This is a genomic window from Allotabrizicola aquatica (SeqCode) (genome assembly GCF_965194375.1).
In the GTDB taxonomy this organism is placed as follows: domain Bacteria; phylum Pseudomonadota; class Alphaproteobacteria; order Rhodobacterales; family Rhodobacteraceae; genus Tabrizicola_A; species Tabrizicola_A aquatica.
The window spans coordinates 336,511-353,244 of record NZ_CBDAEL010000002.1; the positions used below are offsets into that span (position 1 = coordinate 336,511).

Here is a 16,734-nt window from a genome sequence, read left to right on the forward strand (position 1 = left end):
CACTTCGTGCACTCCTCGTGGGGTGGTCGCCGAGGGGTGCACAAAGTGCTCGACGCGGCAGAGAAAAAGGGCGCGGGGGGATCCCCGCGCCCTTTGTCAGTTAGAGATCCGTGCGGCCAAGGTTCATCACCTTGTCCCATGCGGCGGCGAAATCCGCGACAAAGCGCCCGGCGTTGTCAGCTTGGGCATAAAGCTCGGCCAGCGCGCGCAGTTGCGAGTTGGAGCCGAACACCATGTCCACGCGGCTGGCGGTGGCCTTCACCTTACCCGTCTTGGCATCGCGGCCTTCGAAGGACTGCGCGTCCTCGGAGGTCGGGGCCCAAGCCGTGCCCATGTCCAGAATGGCGGTGAAGAAGTCGGTCGTCAGCGCACCAGTACGGGCGCTGAAGAGGCCGTGCTTCGCGCCGCCAGCATTGGCGCCAAGGGCGCGCATGCCGCCAACCAGCACCGTCATTTCCGGGGCCGACAGCGTCAGAAGCTGGGCGCGATCGACCAGCATTTCCTCGGCCGTCACGCGGTAGCTTTGCTTTTGCCAGTTGCGGAAGCCGTCGGCGACGGGCTCCATCGGCTCAAAGCTCTCGGCATCGGTGTGCTCGGCGCTGGCGTCCATCCGGCCCGGGGTGAAGGGCACGGCCACCGGGTGACCTGCGGCATGGGCCGCCTGTTCTACCGCTGCCGTACCGCCCAGAACGATCAGGTCGGCCAAGGAGACTTTCTTGCCGCCCGACGCCTTGGCGTTGAAGGCCGCCTGAATGGCCTCGAGCGCCTTGAGCACTTTGGCCAAGCTGGACGGGTCGTTGACCGCCCAATCCTTTTGCGGGGCCAGACGCACGCGGGCGCCGTTCGAGCCGCCGCGCTTGTCCGAGCCGCGATAGGTCGAGGCCGAGGCCCAAGCCGCCAGCACCAATTCCTGCGTGGAGAGGCCCGCGCCAAGGATCTGCGCCTTCAGAGCCGCGATGTCGGAGCTGTCGATCAGCGCGTGATCGCAGGCCGGAACCGGGTCTTGCCAGATCAGATCTTCGGCCGGGACTTCCGGGCCAAGGTAGAGCGCCTTCGGGCCGGAATCGCGGTGGGTCAGTTTGAACCAAGCGCGGGCGAAGGCATCGGCGAAGGCGGCCGGGTCTTGGTGGAAGCGGCGCGAGATCTTCTCGTAGATCGGATCAAAGCGCAGGGAGAGGTCGGCCGTGGTCATCATCGGGCGATGCTTGATGCTGGGATCATGCGCATCGGGGATCATGTCTTGCGGTTCGACATCCTTGGCCAGCCAGATTTGCGCGCCGGCGGGGGAGTGGGTCAGTTCCCATTCATACTTGAACAGCATGTTGAAATAGCCGTTGTCCCAAGTGGTCGGGTTCGGCTTCCACGCGCCTTCGATGCCGGAGGTGGTGGTGTGGATGCCCTTGCCCGTGCCGAACTTGTTGATCCAGCCAAAGCCCATGGCTTCCAAAGGTGCGGCTTCCGGCTCGGGGCCGACGAGGGCGGCATCGCCTGCACCGTGGGCTTTGCCGAAGGTGTGGCCACCGGCGATCAGGGCGACGGTTTCTTCGTCATTCATCGCCATGCGGCCAAAGGTTTCGCGCACATCGCGGCCCGAGGCGACCGGATCGGCCACGCCATCGGGGCCTTCGGGGTTCACATAGATCAGGCCCATCTGCACAGCGGCAAGCGGGTTGTCCAGCTCACGCTCGCCCTTGTAGCGGCTGTTTTCCTTGCCCGACACTTGCAGCCATTCGGCCTCCGAGCCCCAGTAGATGTCTTCTTCGGGCGCCCAAAGATCTTCGCGGCCTGCGCCGAAGCCAAAGGTCTTGAAGCCCATGGTTTCCAAGGCGACGTTGCCCGCGAGGATATAGAGGTCGGCCCAAGAAATACCGTTGCCGTATTTTTGCTTGATCGGCCACAGGAGGCGACGGGCCTTATCCAAGTTGCCGTTGTCGGGCCAGGAATTCAGCGGCGCAAAGCGCTGGGTGCCGGTCGAGGCGCCACCGCGGCCATCGGCGGTGCGGTAGGTGCCGGCCGAGTGCCAAGCCAAGCGGATCATCAGGCCGCCGTAATGGCCCCAGTCTGCCGGCCACCAGTCTTGGCTGTCGGTCATCAGCTTGGCCATATCCGCCTTCAGCGCGGCATAGTCGATCTTGGCGAAGGCTTCGGCATAGCTGAAATTCGCGCCCATCGGGTTCGAGGCGGGGCTGTGCTGGTGCAGGATGGCCAGATTCAACTGGTTCGGCCACCATTCTTTGTTGGTGCGCGCGCCATGGGTCGCGGCCTTGGCGCCGTGCATCACCGGGCATTTGCCTGCGTTGTTTCCGTCCATCTCGGTCTCCTTATTGAAAGCGGGGCAGCGGGGCGCACCTTGAGTGAGTCCCGATCTCTGGAATGGTTCTAACAGAGTTCTGCGATTGGTTTAAGTTGCATTTACTGATTACTTTGATAAGATTTACTTATGGGGAACACTACGCTCAAACAGCTTCGCTATTTCGAGGCTTTGGCGCGCACCGGCCATTTTGGCCGCGCGGCCGAGGTGTCTGCGATTTCGCAGCCTGCGCTGTCGATGCAGATCAAGGAGTTGGAGGCTGGGCTTGGCAGCGCGCTCTTTGATCGGGGGGCGCGGGCGGTGCGGTTGACGTCGTTTGGCGAGGAATTTGCCGCAAGGGCGCGGGAAATTCTGCGGCTGGTGGACGAGTTGGAGGATGCCGCGCGCATCGGGCGGGACCAGATGGCGGGGCGGCTGCGGCTGGGGGTCATTCCCACGGTGGCGCCCTATCTTTTGCCGCGTGTGATTGGCGATGTGACGCGCGCCTATCCGGCGCTGGAGTTGCAGCTGCGCGAGACGATCACGCCCAAACTGTTGCAAGACTTGGGCGAGGGGCGTTTGGATTGCGCCATCGTCGCGCTGCCGGTGTCGGAGCCGTCTTTGGTGGAGGTGCCGCTCTTTTCCGAAGAATTCGTGCTGGTGCGGCCTTTGGCCGATGCGGGCAAACCGGTGCCAAGTGCGGAGACGCTGCGCGAGATGCGGCTTTTGCTGTTGGAGGAAGGCCATTGCTTTCGCGATCAGGCGCTGTCCTTTTGCAACCGCCAAAGCGTGCAGCCGCGCGAGTTGATGGATGGATCCTCGCTGACGACGCTGGTTCAGATGGTGGGTGCGGGCATTGGGGTCACCTTGATCCCCGAGATGGCGGTGGCGGTGGAAACCCGGCTGGCGCCGGTGTCGGTGGCGGCCTTTGCCGCCCCGCGCCCGTCGCGGCAGATCGGGATGGTGTGGCGGCGCACCAGCCCCTTGGCCCGGCAGTTGGTGCAGATTGCCGAGGTGGTGCGGCGCTGTGGTGGGGGGTGATCTGGGGTTGCGAGGCCCCCACCCCCAGCCCCTCCCCACGAGGGGGAGGGGAGGTGACAGGCGACAAAACCGCGGTACGGGGGGCAGACTTTGTGACGCCCTCCCCCTTGTGGAGAGGGATGGGGTGGGGGCTGTTAGCCCTGCGTCCCGCGCGCGGTGCCGACGGCGACCGCCAGAGCAATGGCCATGGTCAGCGTGGCCGACAACGACCGGAAGGCCCCGAAATCCACCTCTTGCACGGTCAAGACCGCCTGTGCGGCGCGGGCAAGGGGGCTGGTCACTTGGTCGGTCAGCGCCACCACCGGCACCCCAAGCGCGAGGGCGTCGGTGGCCAAGGCCAGCGTTTCCTCGGAATAGGGGGCAAAGCTGATGGCCAGCACCGCATCGCCGGGCCGCAGCGCGTGGCGATGGTCCAGCTTGCCTGCCCCGTCATGCAGCATGGCCGGGACCGACATCTTTTCAAAGACATAGGCGAGGTAGGCGGCCACCGGATAGGCGCGGCGCAGGCCGACGACATGCACCATGCCCGCGCCTGCGAGCAGTGCCACGGCCTGCTCCAGCGCCGCCTCATCGACCGCAGCGGTCAGCCCTTCGAGTGACAGACGCCCGGCCTCAACAAACTCGGCCACCAGCCGCGACGCGCCCCCTGCCCCGCCGCGCAGCGCAGCCAGACGGGTGGCATAATCGGGAAAGCCCGGCGCATAGGCGTCCCGGAACAGCCGCTGCATGTCGGAAAAGCCCGCAAAGCCCATGATCTGGCAAAAGCGCATCACGGCCGAGGGCGGCACATCGGCCCCGGCGGCCAGATCGGCGACGGTGGAGACCGCGATGCGGTCAAGGTTCGCGGCGACATGATCGGCGCATTGGCGCAGGCGTTTGGGCAGGCCGTCGGCGAGGTCGGCCAGACGGGCGCTGAAGGCCTCAACCGTTTGGGGGGCGGTGGAGGCCGTCTTGGTGTCGTCGGTCATCCATGCCCTCTTGACGCGTTTCCTTTGACGCAGGATAGCAGATGGAATAAATATTCCAAATCCAAACGCGCCTTGGGCGAGTATTCCATTCCTGCAACAAAGGACAAGCAAGATGACGGTTCGGTTCGGACTTTTGGGCGCAGGGCGCATCGGCAGGGTGCATGCAAAGGCTGTGACGGGCGACCCTAAGGCCAAGCTCGTGGCGGTGGCCGATGCCTTTCCCGCCGCCGCACAGGCGATTGCGGATCAATATGGCTGTGATGTGCGGTCGATCGACGCGATCTGCGCCTCGGCCGACATTGACGCGGTGGTGATCTGCACGCCCACCGACACGCATGCCGACCTGATTGAGCAATTCGTCAAGGCGGGCAAAGCGGTGTTCTGCGAAAAGCCGATTGATTTGTCGCTGACCCGCGTCAAGCAATGCCTTGAGGTGGTGCGCGCCCATAAGGGCACGCTGATGGTGGGGTTCAACCGCCGCTTTGACCCGCATTTCCGCGCTGTGCGCGCCGAGATCGACAAGGGCAGCATTGGCGCGGTGGAGATGGTGGTCATCACTTCGCGCGATCCCGGGGCGCCGCCGGTGGAGTATATCGCCCGGTCGGGTGGGATTTTCCGCGACATGACGATTCATGATCTGGATATGGCGCGGTTCCTCTTGGGCGAGGAGGTGGCCGAGGTGGTCGCCACTGCGTCCGTGCTGGTCGATCCGGCGATTGGCACGGCGGGGGATTTTGATTCTGTTCAGGTGATGCTGAAAACCGCGTCTGGCCGTCAGGCGATGATCTCGAACTCGCGCCGGGCGACCTATGGGTATGACCAGCGGATCGAGGTGCATGGCGCCAAGGGGGCGGTGTCGGCGGAAAACCAGCGCCCGGTGTCGATTGAGGTGGCCACGGCCGCCGGATACACCCGCCCGCCGCTGCATGATTTCTTCATGACCCGCTATACCGAGGCCTATGCCGCCGAAATTTCGGGCTTTATCGCGGCACTGTCCAGCAAGACCCCCGCGACGCCTTCGGGCGAAGATGGGCTGATCGCGCTGGCTTTGGCGGAGGCGTGTCTGAAGTCGGTCGCCGAGGGGCGCGTGGTGAAGATGGCGGAGATTTTGTAACGGTGGCAAGCACATAGCTTTGACGCGAGGGCGGGCCAGGACTGGGCCTGCCCTTTTCGTTGCCACGTGTCGGGCCCCGTGGACCTTGGCACGAGCTGCGGCTTTACCGCGGATTTCTTGACTTTTTGACTGTCCTGCGCCTAGCCTCCAGCATTGTGATGCGCGGAGCGTTTGGTCTTCGCTGGCTCTGACTTTGAATTCTGGCTGCCTTTAAAATCCGAATTTATTTGACCCGCGCAGCACCTTTGCCGCGCCTTGTTTTTTTAGGAGAGCGACATGTCATTAACTGTGATTAACAGCAATTGGACAGGCGCAGGACCGCGCGAGACTTTAACGGCCAATGAAACGGTTTTCATCGGATCAGGCCTTAGCCTGATTTCAACGAGCGACTATGTCTTGGATAGTAACGCGTCGAATATCGCAGCGGTGGTTTCCAGCGGAACAACGCTTTATGCCAATACCGGGGCTATTCGCTTTAGCAATCCCATTGCATCCAACCGCTCGATAGAGGTCGAGCAAGGTGCCGTCGTTTCATCAGCCTTCTATGCCGTTTTGATGGCTGGAAACAATTTCAACCTTGAGAACGCAGGCCAAATCAGCGGCGCATTCTATGGAATCATCACCGAGTTAAACAATGCGACCCATACGGGTCGCATTATAAACTCAGGGCAGATTATTGGTGGAAGCAGCGGCATAACTTATAATTCCGTCGACTTCGGGACTATCACGTTATCCAATACTGGGCTGATTTGGGGCGGCAATTTCAGCCTAGAGTCTGAAGTAAACACAACCTACCTTATCACCAACCGGGGTGAAATGCGCGGCGAGGTTTCTCTGGGCAACTTGGCTGACGTTGTCGACAATGTGGGCGGCCGGATCAACGGCACCATTACCATGGGCGGCGGCAATGACATTCTGCGGCCCGGACCAAACATCGAGGTTGCGGTTGGCGGCAGTGGCAATGATGTTTTGGATTTCAGCAATTCCGGCACGGTCAGGGTGAACTTGACCACGCCTGCGTCGAACACTGGGGCGGCGGCGGGCGACAGTTACACCGAGTTTGAAAGCATTTGGGGGTCTTTGACCGGGTCAGACAATCTGACGGGCGACGGGGTGGCCAATACGCTGAAAGGTCAAGGCGGAAATGATCTGCTGTTTGGGCTGAACGGCGCAGACAGGCTGGAAGGCGGGACCGGCAATGACCTGCTGGATGGCGGAACGGGCACCGACACCATGCTGGGCGGGGCTGGCAATGATCGGTATTTCGTGGATGCGGCAGGGGACCGGGTTTTTGAAACCACAACGACCGCCAGCACCACTGATGCCGGGGGTCGGGATACGGTGAGCAGCACGATCAGCTTCGATCTGGAGTCCACCCTCGGCCTGCGCTTTGTTGAGAATCTGACCTTGTTAGGGGTGGCCAACACCAATGGCACGGGAAACGGGCTTGCAAACAATTTGACCGGCAACTCTGGCAACAACAGCTTGAGCGGCGGTTTGGGCAATGACACGCTGATCGGCGGATTGGGCAATGACTTCCTGAACGGTGCTCTGGGCAAGGATGTTCTGACGGGTGGCGGTGGCACCGATTCTTTCGTGTTCAACACCGCCTTGTCCGCAACCAACATCGACCGGATCACGGACTTTGCCCGAGGCAGCGATAAGATCCTTTTGGATAACGCGATCTTCTCGGCGATTGCCGGGGGTTCGCTGACGGCTGCGGCCTTTGCCGCCAACACCGCGGGTGCGGCGACGACGGCGGCACATCGGATCATCTATGAGACCGACACCGGCAAAGTGTTTTACGATGCCAACGGCTCGGCGGCGGGAGGCAATGTGCAGGTCGCGACCCTGAACCCGGCGCTTGGCCTGACCCATACTGATTTCTCTGTTTTCATGGTGATCTAAGCCGTCTTGCCAAAGCCTGCGTGCTGCCTGAACATCTTTCGGGCAGCAGGCAATGGAGTGCGGGAATGAAACCCATGATCGGCGTCATCGGCGGCTCGGGTGTCTATCAGATGGATGGGCTGGAGGGGGCGTCATGGGTCAAGGTGAAAACCCCGTGGGGCAAGCCTTCGGATGAGGTTTTGGTGGGGCGGCTGTCGGGCATGCCGATGGCCTTTCTGCCGCGCCATGGCCGGGGGCATGTGGAGACGCCCTCCTCGGTGAATTACCGGGCCAATCTGGATGCGCTGAAGCGGCTGGGCTGCACGGATATTGTGGCAGTGTCGGCTGTTGGGTCTTTGCGCGAGGATTTCGCGCCCGGTGATTTTGTGCTGGTTGATCAGTATATTGACCGCACCTTTGCCCGCGAGAAAAGCTTTTTCGGCCCCGGTTGTGTGGCGCATGTGTCGCTGGCCCATCCGACCTGCCCGCGCCTCTCGGCGGCCTGCGCCGAGGCGGCCGCGATCGTGGGCGTTCGCGTGCATCAGGGGGCGACCTATCTGGCGATGGAGGGCCCGCAGTTTTCCACCCGCGCCGAAAGTCTGATGTATCGCGGGTGGGGGGCCGATGTGATTGGCATGACGGGGATGCCCGAGGCCAAACTCGCCCGCGAGGCGGAGATGTGCTATGCCAGCGTCGCCATGGTCACCGATTATGACTGCTGGCACGAGGGCCATGGCGCGGTGGATGTGGCGCAGGTGATTGCCACGCTGGCCGCCAACGCCGGGGCCGCGCGCAGCCTGATCGCCGCCCTGCCCGGCCTGTTGCCGCCAGATCGCACGCCCTGCCCGCATGGCTGCGACCGCGCGCTGGACCATGCGCTGATGACCGCACCCGACAAGCGCGACCCTGCGCTTTTGGCGCGGCTGGATGCTGTGGCGGGGCGGGTTCTGGGCTGATCCGTCTGCCCGCCCGGTCGCCAGAACAAGGCCCTGCCTTGTGGCGCTTGGCGCGGTCGTGATAGCGAGGACGGGGGGCACGAAAGGGCAATGAGGCATGGCGAGAGCGGGGCTTTTGGCGGTGGCCGCACTGTGCTTGGCCGCAGCGCAGGCGCTGGCCGATGACGGCGTCGCCAGTGAAGGCAAGCTGTCGGATAAGGATTTCTTCCGGCTGGCCACCTGCGGCGCCACTCCGGGCGGTGCGTGCCTTGGCCCAGTGGTGCGCTGGCCAGACCCAGAGCTGAGTGTGGCGCTGGCCCCGGCCCACCGCCGCTATCCGCACGAGTTGGGCGAAGCCGTCTCGCAGGCGCTGGATCATGCGATCGACCAGATCAACCGCGCCGGGTCGGCCATTCGCATCACCCGCGATGATCGCCTGAGGGAGCCTGACATCATCATCTCGCGCCCTGCCCTGTCAGAGGGCGAGAAAACCCGCAACATTCCGCGTATGCCCAATGGTCACCAGATTGGCGTCGGCTTTATGTGGCTGTGGTGGAATGAGCGGGGCGAGATCACCGACGCCTCGGTGCTGATCGCCGAGGATATCGCGATTGAGGATATTCGATCGGTCATGCTGGAAGAACTTTTTCAGACCCTTGGCTTTATCTATGACATCGAAAACCGCTATTACGAAGGCCGCTCGATCCTGTCACAAGACAGCAATGCAACCACCACCCTCATCGGGCAGGACCGCAAGGCCCTGCGCCGGCTTTATCCATAAGGGGCCGACATGGCGAAATCTGTCCGCGACTATATCCGCACCATCGTTGATTTCCCGCATGAGGGGATCTTGTTTCGCGATGTGACCACGCTCTTTGCCGATCCGCGCGGGTTTCGGATGTGTGTCGATCAGCTTTTGGCCCCCTATGCCGGGATGCGGATTGACAAGGTGGTGGGGCTGGAGGCGCGGGGGTTTATCCTTGGGGGCGCTGTGGCGCATCAGCTTTCGACCGGGTTTGTGCCGATCCGCAAGAAGGGCAAGCTGCCCGGCCAGACGATTAGCCAAGCCTATACGCTGGAATACGGCGAGGCGGTGGTGGAGGTGCATGACGACGCCATGGCACCGGGGGAAAAGGTGCTGTTGGTTGATGATCTTTTGGCCACGGGCGGCACCGCCGAGGCCGGGATCAAGCTGATCGAGCGGCTCGGCGCGCAGGTGATCGGCTGCGCCTTTGTTGTCGATCTGCCTGATCTGGGGGGACGCAAGCGGTTGGAAGGCATGGGGATGGAGGTGCATGCCCTGTGCGCCTTTGACGGGCTATGACCGCCCACCCGGCCCACAGATTGTGCGTCCCGATGGCATGGGCTAACCTGCCAGCACCGCAAAACAAGGGCAGACCCCGCGCATGACCGCGCTGAAGAAATACCAGCGGCTTGAGGCTTCGGGCCTGTGGCGCGAACGCCCGGGCGCGCAGGCGCGCGATGTGGTCGTGGGTTTGCGCGAGGCGACACTTGTGCTGAGCGATCCGCGCAGCGAGGCGCCCCTGACCCAATGGTCGCTGCCCGCAACGCAGCGGATGAACCCCGGCCAGATGCCCGCCCGCTTTGCGCCCGGCTTGGATGCCGGGGAAGAGGTGGAAATTGACGACACCGAAATGATCACCGCGCTGGAAACCGTCCACCGGTCGATTGAGCGGCGCAAGCCCCGGCCGGGGCGGCTGCGCGGCGTGCTGACGGCGACCTTTGTGGTAACGGTGACGGCGGTGGCGCTGTTCTGGCTGCCCGGACAGATGAAATCTTACGCCGCCCGCATGCTGCCCGCGCCAACGCGGGTGGATCTGGGCGCTTTGGCGCTGGCCGATATTGCCCGGCTGACGGGCCAGCCCTGCAAATCGGTGCCCGGACGGCGCGCGGCGGCGGCGCTTGCGGAACGGCTGTTCCCCGAGGCTCCGCCCCGGATTGAGGTGCTGCGCGACGCGCTGCCCGCACCCGCGCATCTGCCGGGCGATGTGCTTTTGCTGCCGGCGGGCCTGATCGAAGCCGCCGACAGCCCCGATGTGATTGCGGGCCATTTGCTGATCGAACGGCTTCGGTCTGATGCCGCCGATCCCGTGCGGCCGCTTTTGGACCATATGGGGATTGGGGCCACCTTGCGGCTGTTGACCAGCGGGGCCGCGCCGGCCGAGGCAGCCAAGGGCTATGGCGAGGCGTTTTTAGCCCGCGCGCCCGCCCCCGAACCGACCGCCGATCTGCAGCGCGCCGCGTTTGAGACCGCACAGGTCAGCTCGGCGCTGTATGGTCAGGCGATGCGCGGCACCAGTGCCGCCGCCGAGACGCTGATCTCGGACGATCCCTTTGCCCTTGGCGCGCCGCTGAGGGTGATGAGCGACGAAAGCTGGCTGGAGTTTCAGGCGATCTGCTCGGACTGATCCTAGCGGATAAAGGCATCCCCAAAGCCCGCCCGCAGCGCCATCGACAAGGCCGCCGCTGCATCGGCCGCTGACCTGAAGGGCCCAGCCATCACGATCTGCATCGCCCGCCCGCCCGAGGTGATTTTGGCACGCGCCACCGGCAGACCCATGCCTTGCAACCGCGCCGCCGCGCCATCGGCGTTGGAAACCACGCCAAAGGTGCCGACCTGAATAAAGGCCCCGCCCTTGGCTGCCTTCTTTTCAACAGACGCGGTCGCGGCTTGGCCTTTGGTCGAGGTGATCACCGTCGTGCCCGACTGCGCGAACACCTTCTTCTTGCGCTTGGTCGCCGGTTGCTCGGCCACCAGTTCCGAAGGCACCTTGCGGGTCCAGACCTGATCTTGGTCGGCCCAACCTTGCGCCGTGCCCTTGCCGCGGTTGGGGTTCAGCCGGTCATCCTTCCAGGCGAGCTTATAGCCCTTGGGCGGGGTCGGCACGGCATGGCCCTGCGAATAGCCATCCCCATCGCGGCCCGAAACGCCGTGGTTGAAATGGTTGCCGCCATGGTCGCCGCGCGAGGCCACCACCGGATCCGTCAGCGCAGCCCCCACCCCCGCACCTTGCGGATAGACCGGGGGGCGCCAACCCGTCAGGGTGCCATCACCACGCGTGCAAACCACCACCGTGCCGCCGTTGCGGGTCTTGACCCGCTCGGCGACCGGGGCCGAGGAATAGCAGCCGATCTGGCCCGCACCAGGGCCACTGCTTGCCACCACCTCATAACCGCCGCTCGGCGCCACTTCGACATAGGGCGCAGGGCGCGCGCTGGGTTTTGGCGCGGCAGCGACCGGATCGGCCAGAACGGGTGCCGGGCGCAAAGCGACACTGGTGCGCGGGGTGACAGGCACCACCGGCTCCATCGCCGCCATCACACGCGGCGCGGGCGCGGCCTCGGCGGCGGGCGCGGCCATCTCGGCCTCGGTCGCCACCTCAATCGCGGCGCGCGTCGTGCCGGTCGGCGGATAGCCGCACATCGCGCGGCGATCACGGCCCACCCGCGGCACCCAATTCACCTGCCCGCCATAGCCCGCTTTCAGGAAAACACAGCCCCGGCTGTCGACCCATTGCTGCCCCTCGAACCCGGCCGGCGGCAGGTTGGCTGGCCCGCCGACCCGCGCCACCGACTGCGCTTCAGCCGATCCAGCGCCAAATACGGCCGCCACAACGGCGACCGAAATCAATTTCAAATACATTATGTCCCCCAAGGAGAATTCTCGCAGCAATTAGGGCGATATTGGGGCAGGTTTGTTTCCGAGTAAAGGGGGGATACCCCTTATTTGGTGCCGAACATGCGATCACCCGCATCCCCTAGACCCGGAACGATATAACCGTGGTCATTCAAATGGCTATCGACCGAAGCTGTGACAATCGGGACATCGGGATGGGCCTCTTTCATGCGGGCAATGCCCTCGGGCGCGGCCAAGAGGCACAAAAAGCGGATGTTCGTCGCGCCTTGCGCTTTGAGCAGGTCAATCGCGGCCACACTGGAATTGCCGGTGGCCAGCATCGGATCGACCACAATCGACAGCCGCTCGTCCAGATGATCGGGCAACTTGCAGTAATATTGCACCGGCTGCAGCGTCTCGGGGTCGCGGTAAAGGCCGACGAACCCAACCCGCGCCGCCGGGATTAGTTCCAAGATGCCATCCAACAGCCCGTTGCCCGCGCGCAGAATGCTGACCAAGGCCAGCTTCTTGCCGTCGATCTCGGGCGCGTCCATCGGCTCGATCGGGGTCTCGATGCGCTTGGTCGTCATCGGCAGTTCGCGCGTGACCTCATAGGCCAAAAGCAGGCTGATTTCGCGCAAGAGCTTGCGGAACGAGGCCGTCGAGGTCTCCTTATCGCGCATGATCGACAGCTTGTGCTGCACCAAAGGATGGGTGACGACGGTCAGATGGTTCAGCATGTTAAGGCTCCAGCAGCTTGGCGATGTTTGCCTTGGTATCGACGTCACAGAAAGCCGCGTCAAGCGCTTGGCGGGCCAGCCGCCGGAATTGCCCCTCATCCCAATCAAAGGCGCGGTGCAATTCGTCATATTCGCGCGCCATGGTGGTGTGGAAAAAGGGCGGATCATCGGTGTTGATGGTCACTTTGACGCCGCGCCGGTCCAACTCGGCAATCGGATGGGCGCGGAAGCTGGGGTAAATCCCCAAAGCCACGTTTGACCCGGGGCAGCACTCCAAGACCACGCCCTTTTCGGCCAGCTCATCCACCAATGCGAGATCCTCAATCGCGCGTACCCCGTGGCCCACCCGCTCGACGCCCAAATCCCGCACAGCGGCGCGCACTTCGTCCGGACCGTTCCACTCGCCGGCATGGGCGGTGATCCGCAGACCCGCCTCGCGCGCGCAGTCGAAGGACCAGGCGAAATCCTTAAGCGCGCCCACCTTCTCGTCACCGCCAATGCCAAAGCCGACGATGAAGCGCCCCGCCGTCTCAACCGCACAGCGCGCGGCCTCGCGCGCCTTGTCGGGGCCGAAATGCCGGATCGGCGTGACAATCCCACGCAGGGTGATGCCCATGGTCTTTTCCGCCTCAGCCGCCGCCTCTTCGATGGCATGCAGATACTCGCGCCACGCCCCCAGATCACGCCCGCCGCAGAAGTCAGGGCTGAGGAAACATTCCGAATAGACCACACCCGAGGCGGCACTCTCCTCCAAGACCGCCAAGGTCAGCCGCCGAAACTCCTCTGGTCCCGTCAGGGTGGTGCAGGCCGCTTCATAGACCTTCAGGAAATCCCAGAAATCGCGGAACCGATATGAGCCATCCTCGTTGAAGATGCCGCCGATATCGACGCCCTTCTCCCGCGCCAAGCCCCGGATAAAGGCGGGCGGTGCGCCACCTTCCAGATGCAGATGCAACTCAACCTTCGGCAAGGTGTTCACGACAGGCCCTTTCATCTTGGCAAAAATACTCTCGGGGGGTCCGGGGGGCGAAGCGCCCCCGGGGGTGGGTCACAGAAAACTCCGCCCCGGCCCCTGTGCGTCCACCCCCAGATGCGCGGCGACACTGGCGGCCACATCGACAAACCCGCGCAGGCCCAAGGGCCCCGCGCCAACACCCGCGCATAAGATCGGCACCCGCTCGCGCGTGTGTTCGGTGCCGCGCCATGTCGGATCATTGCCGTGATCGGCGGTAAAGATCGCCAGATCGCCGGGGCGCAGGCGCGCCAGAAAGCCGCCGACGCGGGCATCAAAGGTTTCCAGCGCGTGGGCATATCCGGCCACGTCGCGCGGATGGCCGTAAAGGCTGTCAAACTCCACAAAGTTGGCAAAGGTCAAGGAACCGGGCTCTTCTTTCGCCAAAAGCCGATCTAAATGATCGAAAAGATCAAGATCGTTCTTGCCCCTCCACAGCTTGCCCACGCCCTTCATCGAAAAGATGTCGCCGATCTTGCCCACCGCATGGGTCGCGCGGCCGGCATTTTGCACCCAGTCCAAAAGGGTCGGCGCGGGCGGGTCCATGGCGAAGTCATGCCGGTTGGCGGTGCGTTGGAAATTGCCCGGCCCCCCGGTAAAGGGCCGCGCGATCACCCGGCCCACCCGCATCGCATGCAGGTGCGGCGCAAGATCGGCGCAGAGTTTCAAGAGCCGCTCCAGCCCGAAGGCCTCTTCATGCGCGGCGATCTGGAACACGGAATCCGCCGAGGTATAGCAGATCGGCCAGCCGGTGCGCAGATGCGCCTCGCAATGTTCGGCAATGATCGGCACGCCTGACGCGTGGCAATTGCCCAAGATGCCGGTCGTCCCGGCCAGCTTGCACACCAGCGCCACCAGATCTTCGGGAAAGGCCGGGACGGTGTCGGGGAAATAGGTCCAGTCCCAAGGCACCGGCACCCCGGCCAGTTCCCAATGGCCCGAGGGCGTGTCTTTGCCCCGGCTCACCTCTGTCGCAGCACCCCAGCGGCCTTTGGGCTGCGTGCCAAGGCCGGGGGCGCCCAGACCGGGTACGCGTAGGCCGGAGGCAAGTTCAATCGCCGCGCCCAAGCCCAGCGCATCAAGGTTGGGCAGATGCAAAGGCCCCGACCGCCCCTGATCCGCGCGGCCCTCGGCGCAGGCCAGCGCGATATGGCCCAGCGTATTGGCCCCGGCATCGCCAAAATCGGCCGCATCGGGAGCGCCGCCGCAGCCGACCGAATCCATCACGATCAGAAAGGCCCGCGTCATCTTAGGTGATCCTTTGCAGGATCAAGGGCGGCTCGGCCACCGGGTCGGCGCCCAAGGCATAGGCCGCCTGCACCTCAGCCATGGCTTGATCGGCCTGCGCTTCGGTTGCGGCATGAACCCGGCACAGCGCCTCACCCACTGCAATCTCTTGCCCGATGCCCGCGAGATCGGAGAGCCCAACCGAGGGGTTCACCCGGTCCCCTTCGCGCTGGCGGCCCCCGCCAAGGCCCACAACCGCCAGCCCCAAGGCTTGGCCGTCAATCGTCCGCACGAAGCCCGCCAAGGGGCTTGGCACATCGCGGATCACGGTCGCGGCGGGCAAAAGATCGGTCCAGCGTTCGACGAAATCTGTGGGGCCGCCTTGGGCGGCCACCATGCGGCCAAAGCCTTCGGCGGCGGCCCCCGAGCGCAAGACCGCCTCAACCCGCGCGGTGCCCTCATCGGGGGTGGCGGCAAGACCGGCCAAGGCCAGCGCCTCGCCGCCCAAGACCGCCGTGACGTCGAAGAGTGCGCTGTTCACCGCGCGGCCGGTCAGCGTCTGCATGACCTCGGCCACTTCCAGCGCGTTGCCCGCCGCCCGCGCCAAGGGCTGCGTCATGTCGGTGATCAGGGCCGATGTCTTGCACCCCGCTCCTTTGGCCGTGGCCACGAGGGACAGCGCCAAAGCTTCCGCCTCGGCCAACGTTTTCATGAAAGCACCCGAGCCGCATTTGACATCGAGCACCAAGGCCTGAAGCCCCGCCGCGAGCTTCTTCGACAGGATGGAGGCCGTGATCAGGTCAATCGACTCCACCGTCGCCGAGACGTCGCGGATTGCGTAGAGGCGGCGGTCGGCTGGCGCGATTTCGGCGCTGGCCGAGACGATGGCGCAGCCGAGTTTGTGCACCTGCGCGCGCAATTGCCCCTCGGACAGCCCGGTGCGAAAGCCGGGGATCGCCTCCAACTTGTCGAGCGTGCCGCCGGTATGGCCCAAGCCCCGGCCCGAGATCATCGGCACATAGGCCCCGCAAGCCGCAAGCGCAGGGGCCAAAAGCAGCGAGACGCAGTCGCCAATCCCGCCCGTCGAATGTTTGTCCACCACCGGCCCCGGCATGTCCCATGCCAAGACTTTGCCGCTGTCGCGCATGCCCGTGGTCAGTGCCACCCGCCCCTCTTCGCCCAAGCCCTTGAGCAAGACCGCCATCGCAAAGGCCCCGGCCTGCGCGTCGGTCACCGTGCCATCGGCCAGCCCCATCGCGAACCAGCGCAGCGCCTCGGCGCCCGGCCGCTGGCCGTCGCGAATGGCGGCGATGATGGCGCGGGCGTCCATCAGGCGCGGTCCATATGGGCCATGGTGAACACGCCGGGCAAGAGTTGCGCCACGGTCACCGTGCGCTCTTTGCCATCCAGCGTGGCCATGGTCACCTTGACGTCTTGGGCGGCGAATTCAGCGATCTTCTGGCGGCAGCCGCCGCAGCAGGGCACCGGCTCGGGGCTGTCGGCGATGACGTAGATTTCGGCAATCACGGTGTCGCCCGCCGCGCACATCGCGGCAATCGCGCCCGCCTCGGCGCAGGTTCCTTCGGGATAGGCGACGTTTTCGACATTGCAGCCGACATGGACCGCGCCCGAGGGGCTGCGCAGGGCCGCGCCCACCTTGAACCGCGAATAGGGCGCATAGGCCCGCTCTCGCACCATCAGTGCCGCATCCCGAAGTGTCATCGCGCGCCTCCCCCTGTTTGGCCAAAGCGTAACGCCCCGTGGGCGGCGCGTGCAAGCTTGCCAACACCAGACCAGCATGAGACCTATGCACAAGGGGCTGCAAAGCCCCTGCCCTTTTCCGCCGATTTGGGGCAATCTGGGAAAACTCTTGTGGAAAACCA

General features: G+C 64.3%; 15 protein-coding genes. 7 read left to right on the forward strand and 8 right to left on the reverse strand.

The window, feature by feature from the left end:
- Nucleotides 1–100 precede the first annotated feature (100 nt).
- Nucleotides 101–2,311, reverse strand: coding sequence for a catalase/peroxidase HPI (gene katG, locus AC72UB_RS04320; protein ID WP_505188673.1), 2,211 nt, complete (start codon nt 2,309–2,311; stop codon nt 101–103).
- A gap of 129 nt (nt 2,312–2,440) precedes the next feature.
- Between katG and AC72UB_RS04325 the strand changes: the two genes are divergently transcribed.
- The gene (locus AC72UB_RS04325; protein ID WP_505188674.1) at nt 2,441–3,331 is read left to right on the forward strand and encodes a hydrogen peroxide-inducible genes activator; all 891 of its coding nucleotides are present in this window, start codon (nt 2,441–2,443) and stop codon (nt 3,329–3,331) included.
- 134 nt (nt 3,332–3,465) lie between these two features.
- Here the strand turns inward: AC72UB_RS04325 and AC72UB_RS04330 are convergent, their stop codons facing one another.
- Entirely contained in the window at nt 3,466–4,299 is an 834-nt protein-coding gene (locus tag AC72UB_RS04330; RefSeq protein ID WP_505188675.1) for a MurR/RpiR family transcriptional regulator, read from the reverse strand.
- Nucleotides 4,300–4,411: 112 nt separating this feature from the next.
- On the opposite strand from AC72UB_RS04330, the gene iolG reads away from it, so the two are divergent.
- From iolG to AC72UB_RS04360, 6 genes are all read left to right on the forward strand, one after another.
- Nucleotides 4,412–5,413 (forward strand): inositol 2-dehydrogenase, encoded by a 1,002-nt coding sequence (iolG, locus tag AC72UB_RS04335; protein ID WP_505188676.1) that lies wholly within the window; start codon nt 4,412–4,414, stop codon nt 5,411–5,413.
- A 276-nt stretch (nt 5,414–5,689) separates the two neighbouring features.
- Nucleotides 5,690–7,321: a calcium-binding protein gene (locus AC72UB_RS04340; protein WP_505188677.1), complete on the forward strand. Its 1,632-nt coding sequence runs from the start codon at nt 5,690–5,692 to the stop codon at nt 7,319–7,321.
- Nucleotides 7,322–7,386: 65 nt separating this feature from the next.
- Nucleotides 7,387–8,256, forward strand: coding sequence for an S-methyl-5'-thioadenosine phosphorylase (locus AC72UB_RS04345; RefSeq protein ID WP_505188678.1), 870 nt, complete (start codon nt 7,387–7,389; stop codon nt 8,254–8,256).
- 97 nt (nt 8,257–8,353) lie between these two features.
- Complete coding sequence (locus AC72UB_RS04350) at nt 8,354–9,016, forward strand: DUF2927 domain-containing protein (RefSeq protein WP_505188679.1); 663 nt, start codon at nt 8,354–8,356, stop codon at nt 9,014–9,016.
- Nucleotides 9,017–9,025: 9 nt separating this feature from the next.
- Nucleotides 9,026–9,559: an adenine phosphoribosyltransferase gene (locus AC72UB_RS04355; protein ID WP_505188680.1), complete on the forward strand. Its 534-nt coding sequence runs from the start codon at nt 9,026–9,028 to the stop codon at nt 9,557–9,559.
- Between the two features lie 82 nt (nt 9,560–9,641).
- Nucleotides 9,642–10,664 carry a hypothetical protein gene (locus AC72UB_RS04360; protein ID WP_505188681.1) on the forward strand — a complete coding sequence of 341 codons (1,023 nt, stop codon included), beginning with the start codon at nt 9,642–9,644 and terminating at the stop codon, nt 10,662–10,664.
- A 2-nt stretch (nt 10,665–10,666) separates the two neighbouring features.
- On the opposite strand, the gene AC72UB_RS04365 is transcribed toward AC72UB_RS04360, so the two are convergent.
- From AC72UB_RS04365 to AC72UB_RS04390, 6 genes are all read right to left on the reverse strand, one after another.
- Complete coding sequence (locus AC72UB_RS04365; RefSeq protein ID WP_505188682.1) at nt 10,667–11,899, reverse strand: SPOR domain-containing protein; 1,233 nt, start codon at nt 11,897–11,899, stop codon at nt 10,667–10,669.
- Nucleotides 11,900–11,979: 80 nt separating this feature from the next.
- The gene (gene upp, locus AC72UB_RS04370; protein WP_463291196.1) at nt 11,980–12,612 is read right to left on the reverse strand and encodes a uracil phosphoribosyltransferase; all 633 of its coding nucleotides are present in this window, start codon (nt 12,610–12,612) and stop codon (nt 11,980–11,982) included.
- A 1-nt stretch (nt 12,613) separates the two neighbouring features.
- The gene (locus AC72UB_RS04375; protein WP_505188683.1) at nt 12,614–13,606 is read right to left on the reverse strand and encodes an adenosine deaminase; all 993 of its coding nucleotides are present in this window, start codon (nt 13,604–13,606) and stop codon (nt 12,614–12,616) included.
- A 54-nt stretch (nt 13,607–13,660) separates the two neighbouring features.
- Nucleotides 13,661–14,872 carry a phosphopentomutase gene (locus AC72UB_RS04380; RefSeq protein ID WP_505188684.1) on the reverse strand — a complete coding sequence of 404 codons (1,212 nt, stop codon included), beginning with the start codon at nt 14,870–14,872 and terminating at the stop codon, nt 13,661–13,663.
- Nucleotide 14,873: 1 nt separating this feature from the next.
- Nucleotides 14,874–16,181 (reverse strand): thymidine phosphorylase, encoded by a 1,308-nt coding sequence (locus tag AC72UB_RS04385; RefSeq protein ID WP_505188685.1) that lies wholly within the window; start codon nt 16,179–16,181, stop codon nt 14,874–14,876.
- A complete protein-coding gene (locus AC72UB_RS04390) occupies nt 16,181–16,573 on the reverse strand; it encodes a cytidine deaminase (protein ID WP_505188686.1) in 393 nt (130 codons plus the stop codon). Before AC72UB_RS04390 ends, AC72UB_RS04385 begins: the two co-directional genes overlap by 1 nt.
- Nucleotides 16,574–16,734 lie beyond the last annotated feature (161 nt).